This is a genomic window from Agrobacterium cavarae (assembly GCF_004310285.1).
Classification (GTDB): Bacteria; Pseudomonadota; Alphaproteobacteria; order Rhizobiales; family Rhizobiaceae; genus Agrobacterium; species Agrobacterium cavarae.
The window spans coordinates 320,517-330,804 of the sequence record NZ_SISF01000029.1 but is presented as its reverse complement, the minus strand read 5'-3'; the positions used below and the strand labels follow the sequence as shown (position 1 = coordinate 330,804).

General features: G+C 53.8%; 11 protein-coding genes and 4 pseudogenes. 5 read left to right on the top strand and 10 right to left on the bottom strand.

Going from position 1 to position 10,288, the window contains the following annotated elements; translation table 11 throughout:
• The first annotated feature begins 231 nt into the window (after positions 1–231).
• Both EYC79_RS11580 and EYC79_RS11575 read left to right on the top strand, forming a co-directional pair.
• On the top strand, positions 232–471 hold the full coding sequence (locus EYC79_RS11580) for a hypothetical protein (protein ID WP_130978070.1): 240 nt from the start codon (positions 232–234) through the stop codon (positions 469–471).
• Positions 472–828: 357 nt separating this feature from the next.
• Positions 829–2,041 (top strand): IS3 family transposase gene (locus EYC79_RS11575; RefSeq protein ID WP_418122540.1). Its coding sequence is split into 2 segments (ribosomal slippage): positions 829–1,157 and positions 1,156–2,041, totalling 1,215 coding nucleotides; the frame shifts between segments, so codons are not numbered across the junction.
• Here EYC79_RS11575 and EYC79_RS11570 read toward each other — a convergent pair.
• Entirely contained in the window at positions 2,028–2,684 is a 657-nt protein-coding gene (locus tag EYC79_RS11570; RefSeq protein WP_130978068.1) for a methyltransferase, read from the bottom strand. The two genes, EYC79_RS11575 and EYC79_RS11570, sit on opposite strands and share 14 nt — an antisense overlap.
• 731 nt (positions 2,685–3,415) lie before the next feature.
• On the opposite strand from EYC79_RS11570, the gene EYC79_RS23445 reads away from it, so the two are divergent.
• Positions 3,416–3,562: a VOC family protein gene (locus tag EYC79_RS23445; protein ID WP_165457012.1), complete on the top strand. Its 147-nt coding sequence runs from the start codon at positions 3,416–3,418 to the stop codon at positions 3,560–3,562.
• Positions 3,563–3,809: 247 nt separating this feature from the next.
• Positions 3,810–4,013, top strand: coding sequence for a cold-shock protein (locus EYC79_RS11565; protein ID WP_062426870.1), 204 nt, complete (start codon positions 3,810–3,812; stop codon positions 4,011–4,013).
• A gap of 185 nt (positions 4,014–4,198) precedes the next feature.
• Here EYC79_RS11565 and EYC79_RS24095 read toward each other — a convergent pair.
• The 4 genes and pseudogenes from EYC79_RS24095 to EYC79_RS24045 all read right to left on the bottom strand — a co-directional run.
• Positions 4,199–4,477: pseudogene (locus tag EYC79_RS24095) on the bottom strand (YhjD/YihY/BrkB family envelope integrity protein); the annotation flags it as partial.
• A 381-nt stretch (positions 4,478–4,858) separates the two neighbouring features.
• Positions 4,859–6,115, bottom strand: a complete 1,257-nt coding sequence (locus tag EYC79_RS11555; protein WP_130978067.1) for an arsenic transporter — start codon at positions 6,113–6,115, stop codon at positions 4,859–4,861.
• 438 nt (positions 6,116–6,553) lie between these two features.
• A complete protein-coding gene (locus tag EYC79_RS23805) occupies positions 6,554–6,727 on the bottom strand; it encodes a transposase (RefSeq protein ID WP_245495261.1) in 174 nt (57 codons plus the stop codon).
• Positions 6,648–6,824: pseudogene (locus EYC79_RS24045) on the bottom strand (IS110 family transposase); the annotation flags it as partial. The gene EYC79_RS23805 and the pseudogene EYC79_RS24045, both read right to left, overlap by 80 nt.
• A 280-nt stretch (positions 6,825–7,104) precedes the next feature.
• On the opposite strand from EYC79_RS24045, the pseudogene EYC79_RS11545 reads away from it, so the two are divergent.
• Positions 7,105–7,242 (top strand): annotated as a pseudogene (locus EYC79_RS11545) (integrase core domain-containing protein); the annotation flags it as partial.
• Between the two features lie 97 nt (positions 7,243–7,339).
• On the opposite strand, the pseudogene EYC79_RS11540 reads toward EYC79_RS11545, so the two are convergent.
• The 5 genes and pseudogenes from EYC79_RS11540 to EYC79_RS11520 all read right to left on the bottom strand — a co-directional run.
• Positions 7,340–7,543 (bottom strand): annotated as a pseudogene (locus tag EYC79_RS11540) (recombinase family protein); the annotation flags it as partial.
• A gap of 160 nt (positions 7,544–7,703) precedes the next feature.
• Complete coding sequence (locus EYC79_RS11535) at positions 7,704–7,961, bottom strand: PAAR domain-containing protein (protein WP_418122534.1); 258 nt, start codon at positions 7,959–7,961, stop codon at positions 7,704–7,706.
• Between the two features lie 169 nt (positions 7,962–8,130).
• A complete protein-coding gene (locus EYC79_RS11530) occupies positions 8,131–8,571 on the bottom strand; it encodes a hypothetical protein (RefSeq protein ID WP_130978065.1) in 441 nt (146 codons plus the stop codon).
• 9 nt (positions 8,572–8,580) lie between these two features.
• Entirely contained in the window at positions 8,581–8,988 is a 408-nt protein-coding gene (locus tag EYC79_RS11525) for a hypothetical protein (protein WP_130978064.1), read from the bottom strand.
• A gap of 344 nt (positions 8,989–9,332) precedes the next feature.
• A complete protein-coding gene (locus EYC79_RS11520; RefSeq protein ID WP_130978063.1) occupies positions 9,333–10,286 on the bottom strand; it encodes a DUF4123 domain-containing protein in 954 nt (317 codons plus the stop codon).
• Between the last annotated feature and the right edge of the window lie 2 nt (positions 10,287–10,288).

Here is a 10,288-nt window from a genome sequence, read left to right as displayed (position 1 = left end):
GCACTCCATTAAGCCAACTCCATGCGTTGAAAGACGAACCCACTCTTTTCAACTCTTGTAAAAAGACGTTGGCAGTCTTGTCTTTGTACACCCGTCCCGATGTTTCAGATCGGCGCAGGTACTTTTAGTTATATATCGAGGAATTAGCTTACCTGCGATTGCGAATCAGTCACCGCTAATAGAAAATAGTGAAGCCACGTAGAGTGGTGGACGTAGTCGGACGGATCGATTTTGAACACTACCGAGCACCTAAAAAAACTTCGAAATGAATTGAATAGTGTCTTCGATAAAACAATCGAGGATCAAGAATTTGATGGCCGCCCGCACTATTTTTCTGGTGCCTTGTATGAGTTCTCCCAGCACTTAAGCGACCAAGCAATTAAGGAAATCCTCACCGTTGTATGTGCTCAACTCGAAGGCGCAACGTTAGCTTCCGCTTTTGGTTTGTACAGACAGGCTTCGCATCATTGAGACTAGCGCTCGAGATGGGTCTAAGCGCAGTATATTCTCAGTTCGTCGTCTCGAACTAAACGAATGGTTAGATGGACGAGAAGATATCCACTGGCACCGGCTTGTCGACGAAGAAAAAGGTGTCCTGTCTGATAGGTTTGCCAAAGCCTTCTTCCCAGAACTCGTAAGCGAAATGAAAGAGTTCAGAACAAAAACCATCAAGCTCTGTCGCAGCCTATCGGAATTCGTTCATGGAAACAACGAGACTTGGGCAAGAAGCTGCATAGCCATCCAATATCGTGTCTGAACTGCCCCCCCATTTCGACCTGACAGTCGGCATAAGCAGAAAGGCTCAAGCACAGGCTTGAGGACAGGCTTATGTCTAACGAGTATAGACACGTTGAATTGCTGACGGGTGATGTTCGCCGCAGGCGGTGGACAACCGAGCAGAAGCTGACAATCATTGAGCAGAGTTTCGAACCTGGCGAGACGGTGTCTTCCACCGCTCGCCGTCATGGCGTTGCGCCCAATCTGCTTTACCGGTGGCGCAGGCTCTTGAGTGAGGGAGGTGCTGCAGCCGTGGATTCTGACGAGCCGGTTGTCGGCAATTCGGAAGTGAAGAAGCTGGAGGATCGTGTCCGCGAGCTGGAGCGCATGCTCGGCCGCAAGACGATGGAGGTCGAAATCCTCCGCAAGCCTTATCCAAAGCAGACTCAAAAAAACGGATATCGCGGCCGATCTTGTTGCCGAAGGACGGTTCCCGATGAAGGCCGTCGCCGACACGCTGGGCGTATCCCGTTCCAACCTCGTCGAGCGGCTGAAAGGCAGATCAAAGCCGCGCGGAGCCTACCACAAGGCCGAGGATGCAGAACTTCTCCCCGCCATTCGCAGGCTGGTGGATCAAAGGCCAACATATGGCTATCGGCGGATCGCCGCGCTCCTCAATCGCGAGAGGCGAGCCGCCGATAAGCCTGTCGTCAACGTCAAGCGGGTTCATCGCATCATGGGCAACCACGCCATGCTGCTGGAGAAGCATACGGCCATTCGCAAGGGCCGCCTCCACAACGGCAAGGTGATGGTGATGCGCTCGAATCTGCGCTGGTGCTCGGACGGTCTGGAGTTCACTTGCTGGAATGGTGAGGTCATCCGTCTCGCCTTCATCATCGACGCCTTCGACCGGGAGATCATCGCCTGGACGGCGGTCGCCAACGCAGGCATCTCCGGCTCTGACGTGCGCGACATGATGCTGGAGGCGGTAGAGAAGCGGTTCCGCGCAACCCGAGCTCCACAAGCCATCGAGCATCTCTCGGACAATGGTTCTGCTTACACCGCGAGGGACACAAGGCTATTTGCCCAGGCGCTCAATCTGACGCCTTGCTTCACGCCGGCGGCCAGTCCGCAGTCGAACGGCATGTCAGAAGCCTTCGTCAAAACCCTGAAGCGGGACTATATCCGCGTCGCAGCACTACCGGACGCAGAAACAGCGCTCCGGCTCATCGACGGATGGATCGAGGACTACAACGAAATCCATCCCCATTCCGCGCTCAAGATGGCTTCCCCTCGGCAGTTCATCAGGGCTAAATCAAACTAGCCGACATGTCCGGTGAAACGGGGTGCGCTCCACCCATTTTCGGCGCCCACAAATCCGTCTTATCGGCGACGACCTCCGGGAGGTCGAAAACAATACCCGCGAGGCTTTCATGTGCGGACAGCAGGGAACACAGAAGGTGACCTTGGCCGCTGGCAACGTCGCAGACAGTTGTGATGCTCCCGAAATTGAACCCACGGAGTGCCTCGAGCGCGAGCTTGGATTGCACGGTCGAGAAACTCGACATTGCACGCCGAAAAACCACGCCATAGTTGGAATTCGAGTGAGCGTATTCAAACGCCATTTGTCCAAACTGGCGAACGAACGCATTCTGCTGACCGTCCCGGATCAAATCAACGAGATGAGCCCAGATAAAGTAGTGCTCCGGTTCCTCTTCGAGAAGGACCATGTCGCGAAGTGAACCGGAAGCGCAGGACTGAAGAAGGGCGCCACTTTCCGAGATGATAAATCCTCCGTCGCGCTCGACGAGGAGACCAAGCGACGCAGATGCCCTTAAAAGCCTGAACAGCAGTGTAGGATCAACCTTCAACTCACTGCCGAGCTGCTCGGCAAACTTGGGTTGCTTCTTTCCGGCGTGATCAAATATGCCGAGCGCAACCCCGGCGTAGAGGATTTGGCTTTCCATCGGCCGAAGGCCAGGTCAGTGACAGTGCCGATCGCGTTCATCCGTGGGCGTCTCCAAACATCTGCTGATGGTTTGGAGCAGGGTAGGAAAGGGTTTGGGTTTTGAGGTGCGCGATCGAGAACTTGGATGTTTACAAAAACGCAACACCGGCGCCGCCCCGCTCGAGGATTCCGCCCCCGGCGACGAGGCTGGTGACTTCCAGCCAGCGTGTCGTGGGAGATAATTTGGTGTTCGAGATGCTGCAACACGGTAGTTCCGTTCGCTGCCTTTTCCGGACAACAATGTTTTGACTACGATCCGGCCCAGTAAATGATGACGCGGCGATCAGCAACAATTTATCGTGGAGTATTGCCATGCATCTTATTGCGCAGCTAGGGCATCTTACACTCGAAACGCCCAACCTGGACAGGATGGTTCACGAGGCCAAAAATCTCCTCGGATTGCGCATCACGTCTCAACATGAACATCAGGTCAGTCTAACGTCAAATAGTCGGCGTGCCGAAATCACTTTCGTTCGGGCTGAGGCTGCGGCGGTTTAATCGATCGGCCTCGAGGCGACTTCGGCCGAAGCGGTGCATGAAGCGAAACGTCGTGCGCTTCGTTCAGGGTACGAAATTCTCTCACCTCAACCCACTGCCGCCGGATCCGCGCTCGGCTTCGTCTTTCGTGGCCCAAGCGGGCACGCGTTTGAAATCCATACAGCCGTTCCACGTGATCAACCCCGCGACTATTTGACAGCAGGAATCCGACCCTCTCGTCTCGATCATGTCAGCATCACCGTACCCGACGTTCCCGGCACGCGAGACATGTTCACCGATATTTTGGGCATGAAACTGTCCGATACCGCTGACGACAAGTTTGACGGTTTCTTCAACTAACCTCAAAGACTCGTAGGAAGCTTTGGATCCTGCAACCGATCGCAATGGGTCGATGCATACTCAATCCGTCGGCGTTTCACTCCGTCCCCCGCAGCTTTTTTACCAACACGAGATGGCGGACATACCATCGAACTACTCGACTCTTTTGTTTTGCGGATCTCACGATCCCCACAGCACCCGGAAAAACTTGAAGTTCAGCCTAATAGGCGATATTGCGGTAACCACGTGATCAACATACGAGGACATCATGGCAACCGGTACAGTTAAATTTTTCGCACAGGATAAGGGCTTCGGCTTCATCACCCCAGACAACGGTGGCCCAGACGTCTTCGTTCACATCTCCGCTGTCAGCTTCGGCGGCGCTCTGACCGATGGTCAGAAGGTTAGCTACGATGTCGGTCAGGATCGCAAGACCGGCAAATCGAAGGCCGAAAACGTTACTGTTCTGTGAAAGCGAAATGGCCCCGTCAACCTTGTCGGGGCCACCCAGGCCTGGTAGAACGCTGCCTAATGCAACCGCCCAACTCGGTTCGTAATCGCGTATATGCCGCCGGAGCACGTATCGTCGCACCAAAGGCCAGTTGCGCTTCTGCGCACCACGCTAATCGCGGCCCCTTGCAAAATTTGACGTTTTACTTAGTCGCTGGCTGCTTCACCAACGGTGTGAGCAACGAATGCGCCACGCTCTCCCATAGGCTTCGGCGCGCCAGTCGTTGAATCCTTGCGCGTTTGATGCTCAAGCTAGGCATTGATTTCGGCGCCAACGATCAAAACGATTACCAAAATCGACACCCAAACCATTTGACCGTTCAGAGCCCCGAGAGTGCCGTAGGTCGCATTACAGTTCGCGAAATTCTCAAGGTGGAAGGGAAACAGGACAGAGACGACCAAACAAAGCACGGTGATCATTACGGCTGCGCCATCAACCTCAGCTCGAGCCCAATCGCGAGCGCAGTATAGAAGAGCACGTCCGACACGCAGCGTTGCTTTCTTAATAAGTCGGCGACCTCCCGCTGCGTCAGTCTCAAACCTTTATGGACAGCTTTCAAACAATGGTGAATATCAAGCAGAGAAAAACCGCTAACAGCCATATGGTATCTAAACGTATCACATCTATGCAAATGACACGTTTAGATATCAAAAGCCGCTCCTTTAAGAAACTATCCCAGTACGTGCCCAAAAGCTGAGCTCAAGCGGGGGGGCGCCCGCTCCGTAGAGTTGTCTTTGTCATTGACGGTCGTCAGGCAGAGTCGTTCCCGTTACAGAACGCCAACCTGGCTTCTTGCCATCCGCGCGTCAAAGCAGAACGAGCGACGCAAGCGACAAAATGAGTGCCGGAAACATCACGACCACACCGAGCTTAAGAAATTTCCAGCTGCTGATATCGAGACCTTCACGACGAAGCGCCGACAGCCACAGGATCGTCGCCAGTGAGCCTGTGACAGAGAGGTTGGGACCGAGATCAACGCCGATCAAAATCGCGCCTGCGACCTTGTCCGAGACGTGCGCTGCCTGAACCACACTTCCGGCGAGCAAGCCGGCTGGCAGATTGTTGACGAGATTACAGATGACAGCGACAAACGTCCCGGCCACGCCAACGGCATAACCATCAGACACCGAAGCCAAAGACACCAATTGATTGGCCAGAATGATCGTCACACCCGTGCGGTCAAGCGCTTCGACGATGACGAACAACCCTGCCACCAACGGCAGGACGCTCCAGCTGATACCCTTTATCGTCTCCATGGGGCTCTGCCGTGTCAGCAAGAGAACGAGGATAGTCGTGATCATCCCGGCAACAAAGGTAGGAACGCCGAGGTCGGCATGCAGGGCAGATGCAACGACGAGAATGATCGCGGTGATCATGATGCCCCAACCTGCAAGGCTGGCGCTGCGGCTAAGGACTGGTCGGTCCGCAGCGGCAGCGAGGCTCTCTTCCGACAAAGCGCGCCTTTGCGTCCAGTATAGGCATATGAATGTTACGATGATGGAAACGACCGATGGCAGCAAGAACGTTGCCAACCAGCGCGACAGAGGCGGCATTTCGCCACCAGCGAAGATCACGAGATTGGCAGGATTGGAGATCGGCAACACAAAGCTCGCAGCATTGGCAATAAAGGCGCAGATCAAGAGGTAAGGCATCGGATCGCGAACCCGGCTCGCACGGCAGGCTGCATAGACGGCTGGCGTCAGCACAACCGCAGTCGCGTCGTTTGACAGAAACACCGTCACGACAAGGCCGACCATATAGACGAGCACAAAGAGACGCTTCGGCGAACCCTTGGCATAGGACGTCGCAATCGCAGCAATCCAGTCGAAAAGGCCCTCTTTGCGAGCTAACTCGGACAAAAGCATCATGCCGATCAGGAAGAGATAGACGTCAATTCCTTTAGAAACACCTGCGAGCGCATCGGCAGGCCCGATCAGTTGGAAACTGAGAAGGAGAACAGCACCCAGAACCGCCCAAACGGCCTCCGGCCAACGGAACGGCCTAGTGATCACGCCAGCCGCTGTCAGCCCCGCGATACCCCATACGATCGCATTCTGGGTCATGAAGTCCGTCCTTAATGTGTGTGAGGCTCAACGGCCATAGAGTGCAAGAATCTGGGTCGTCCAGCCAAACCCGATACATCACCTCGTTATCATCAGCAACAGGTCCCGCCGACCGCGAGAAGAGCGAAAAGCTTCATTAGACTTATCTTGAAAACGCGATCGGTTCAAAGCGACCAGTCTCTGCGCCTTCACCATGATACCGAACAGGAGCTTTGACCTAAGGGGCAGCCTAAAGCCATGCGGCCCATCGGCTACGAGCCGGGGTAGGAACTGACGATCTCCTCAGAATGAGAATGAGGCTAGCAACGGCCACGATCAATGGACGTCGTCGTTGCAGCAAAGCGTCGATCCGGGCTCCCCGACCTTCTCTCGAGCCTCTGGATATCGAACGATACTCCTGGCACCGACAACAAACAGAAGACGTAGGTACACATCCCCCTACTTGGGGATGCCGGCTAATCGAGTTGTGCCGCCGCTCGAGTTTTGAAGCGGGGTCAGACCCAGCCAGGCGGCAAACTCTCGACCCTTGGTTGGATTCAGATTTGACTGAAACGAAGCGCATATGGGGCCGACGGACAGCCTCACAGATAGCTGCAGCGTCTGCGGCGCCATTCTTTGCGCCGCGCCGCACAAATGGCCTAACGTACGAAGGTGGGATCGATTTAACCTCATGGCCGAGCTTCATCAGCTCGCGAGCCCAATAGTGCGCTGCGGCGCTCCCTTAAATACCAACAAGGCATGGCTTGGCGTTCTGGAAGAACTTGATCATCTCGCTTTGCCGGAGCGCGGAGGTTTCGATCACCAAACCCTGGCATCTACCGCGTGGACGTGAAAGCTATGCTTGGGCAGATCGAGGCCTATTGTGCTGACAATCATATCAATGGCCCCTAGTTAAATCGGCTCTTCATTATCCGACGAACCGGTTCGGAGCGGGGCCGTCTTCCCCATAAAAGGCAAGTTCTGCGCCGAGTGCCTGAAACGCTCACTGGTTCATTAGCTTTAACGACGCACCGGCAAAGATAGAGGATTGGCGCAGAGACTATAACGAGTTCCGGCCACATAGCGCGATCAGCAATAAGGTGCGGATTTCGCTCATGAACGGCTCATCGGCACCTACGCCGACCTAAGCTAAAACCCCGGAAAACCAGCTCCCGCTGGCCTAATTTATTGGGGCACGTCAATATGTTATAAATAGCTCTGGCATCTTTACTCCTTAAAACTATCAAGCTGGTCAAGACGAGTGACCACAATCTCATCGCCCTCTCGCAGGAACTCGATAATCGTTGCTAGCTCGGTTCGGCCTTCGCGGCTGCCGCCGGACACCTTTTCTTAACGGACAATCGCACAGCCCTCCCTCCGAAGGAGGTCAACCTGCGCCTGCAAATCCTGATCAATTGTACTAACGCGGGCGTAACCGATGCGGGCCATGTGTAACCTCAAGCTTTAGGCCCTAGGCTACCTTGTCACAAATAGGTGTTGTAAACTCAGATGTTACAGCGCAAGGTGTCACACCGTTGGTGTAACACGAGGGCACACCTTAATGTGACAACTTATTAGCTGTGTGCTGTGACCAGAGAGAAAAACTCAGTCATTCGAAGGAGAGCCAAGAGACACCTTGCACGAGCTTTCCTCCGTGCGCGCACGAGTCACCCAGACGGGCTACCTTCTTACCCTCTATGGTAGCAACTGACGAGCCGCCTGTAATCTTATCTGAGTTAGTCGGCACCCCAGAGCATAGCAAACTGTCGCCAACGGTGGCAATAGGCACGCCGTCAACTGTTACAAAGCTTTGCTGCGTCGACGAGACAGGACCTCCAATGTGCGGCTTTGGGCCTGGATCAAACATTGGGCAAATATGCATATGGCCTTTGAGTGTAACGGGTCGTCCAACCAATTAATTATAACTCCTGTTGCCAGTAGTAATAAGTATATACACCTATTTCTTATTACTTCACAGTGTGCCGATGGTGCAGCTAAGTAGCTGTCCCCGTTTTGTATCTTGATTAACCCACAGTTCAACTCAAGAAGCTGATTGGTTTCAATTCTTCTCTAACAGACTGCCATTCATCTAGAACTGCGACGGTCATTGCCTTGTTTTCAAGGTCGTCGTCATGAAAGCCAGTCAGGGACAAGCCGAGCGGTAAAAAAACTATGAAGCCATACATCTCGAATGCTCCTCCAGCGTCGGCCTCTATCATTCTCAAAACTGACAAAGGCTCGGCAGAAAAGATATCGATATTCTTGTACATGATCCCCGTGGAGTATCGGGTTGCACCTATCTGAAACAAAATGCCGTCGCGAAATGCTACGTTTAGATAATTGTCAAAATACAACTCCGTCACGTCGTCACGAACCGTGCGATCTTTTTCCTGGCCAAGCGCTCGTAGTACCTCGCTGATACCCATTCCAAATTTCAGGTTTCCGAGTCCCTCTCCAGGGTAGATTTCCAGAGTCATGTCTGTTCCTTACGATACTGGTGGGTCGGACGGGCTAGCAGTCCCGCTACCCGGTGATGCAGGGTCAAGTGTAGGCACATCAGCAGGCGTATCGGTCTCCTTAGGTTTGTTCAACCCGTTCTTCTCGCGGCAAGCTGCATACTCCTCTGCCTCCTTTATAGCTTCGTCATACTTGGTTGGATTTCCCGCCTCCCTTGCAATTCTACGTGCATCGTCAATATCCATTTGCAATGCCTCCTTAAATTTCCCATCTCGGATGAGATCGCCTTGCTTAGCACGCCATCTGGCACCAGCTGCGCCTTTGTTACCGTTACTCATCGTTTTTTGATGATCTGGTACATCCGTCTGTATCGCGGGGAGATCATTCCACTGCGACTTAGGAAAGGAATCTTTTGCCGGCATATAGTGAGAATCCAACTTGTCACCTATAGGCTTCCGAGTTTCTCCGTGAGCTCCTCCTCGGTAAGGGCCCGAGCCCTTACCTCGTCTTAAATGCTCGCATGGATCTTTTGGCTTGCAGTTGCCGGTAGTGCAATCATCAGTCTCAGCGATTGGCTTAGTTTGACTTTCAACCTTTTCGTTCGTATCGTCCATGTAGCTGGCAAGTGCTTCCCCTGCAGCACGACCTGCTATGCCGCCAACCCTCGACCCAACCGCCCGGCCTACCCACGTTCCGACGGGGCCAAAAATGCTTCCTATCGCAGCACCTAATATACCTCCACCAATTTGACCGCCCGCTTGTCCAATAGTTCCCGCAGTGCTCATAGGAGAGCACCGTTGGTAGTTCCAGATCGCAGCGCATCGGCGGTATAGCCTATGAGGGCTTTGACTTGGTTATCTGGCGTAGTTCCTTTTTGCTGAATAAAGCTCCTGACCTCTGGTAGCTCTGCTGCTCTGCCATCCGACAGCACCATCACAGATGCCCACCGGGCTCGGCCACGCTCAGTTTTGATGCCGAAGTCGTCAGCCGACACCTCGCTAGCGAGAGTAGCACCCCAGAAGAAATCGTCGTTTAGGCCGGTAAAATGCGGAGGCGGATTTGCTTTTAAAAACCGGGCTATCCTCAGCCGGGAAGAGTGTAGCATTGCAGCTTTCAGCTTCTCCATCTGATCCTGTTCAATGCGCAATGGGCCGGGCGGAGCACTTGGCAAGTCTGATGGAGCCTTGACTCTTTTGACGCCGCCATAGTCGGGTGCGTTCAAAACGACACAATCCGCAGGCCCTAAGAAACGGGCAAGCTGTGGCCTTGTCAGAATTGGAAGAATAGCGCCGAGAACATTAGGATCCCAGTGACGAAATAGCACACGTTCATAATGGGATGGGCGTGTCGCTGCCAGATCATCACCCGCCTGCTCAAGCGGTATCATAACCTCATTTAGCGTCCTTAGATGACGATAAAGATTATCGGTGCCAGAGGGGCAAGACCAATAGACAGCACACGCGTGTTTTGAATCCAACCAGCCGATGTAAGAGCGAACCGGGATAGCCGCGAGATCAACCAACCATGGCCCTGCCAAACGAAAATCGGCTGACGCACCTTCGAGAAACAATGACCGGGCAACGATATTTTCGTCTTGGAGCATGCGCGGTAGATTATCGAATGCGCCCCCATCGAGAACGACGGAAACTGGTCCCGTCATAGTCTCCACGGCTTGTCGTGTTAGCTCAGCGGTTTCGTTCGGATTTGGGAGATCAATTATAGGAGTATCAGTCATCA

Coding starts and splice junctions, on each gene's coding strand:
- EYC79_RS11570 (WP_130978068.1), bottom strand. CDS start 2,684: ATGGAAAGCCAAATCCTCTACGCCGGGGTTGCGCTCGGCATATTTGAT.
- EYC79_RS23805 (WP_245495261.1), bottom strand. CDS start 6,727: ATGGCGCCGCAGACGCTGCAGCTATCTGTGAGGCTGTCCGTCGGCCCC.
- EYC79_RS11520 (WP_130978063.1), bottom strand. CDS start 10,286: ATGACTGATACTCCTATAATTGATCTCCCAAATCCGAACGAAACCGCT.
- EYC79_RS11565 (WP_062426870.1), top strand. CDS start 3,810: ATGGCAACCGGTACAGTTAAATTTTTCGCACAGGATAAGGGCTTCGGC.
- EYC79_RS11555 (WP_130978067.1), bottom strand. CDS start 6,115: ATGACCCAGAATGCGATCGTATGGGGTATCGCGGGGCTGACAGCGGCT.
- EYC79_RS11535 (WP_418122534.1), bottom strand. CDS start 7,961: ATGTTTGATCCAGGCCCAAAGCCGCACATTGGAGGTCCTGTCTCGTCG.
- EYC79_RS11530 (WP_130978065.1), bottom strand. CDS start 8,571: ATGACTCTGGAAATCTACCCTGGAGAGGGACTCGGAAACCTGAAATTT.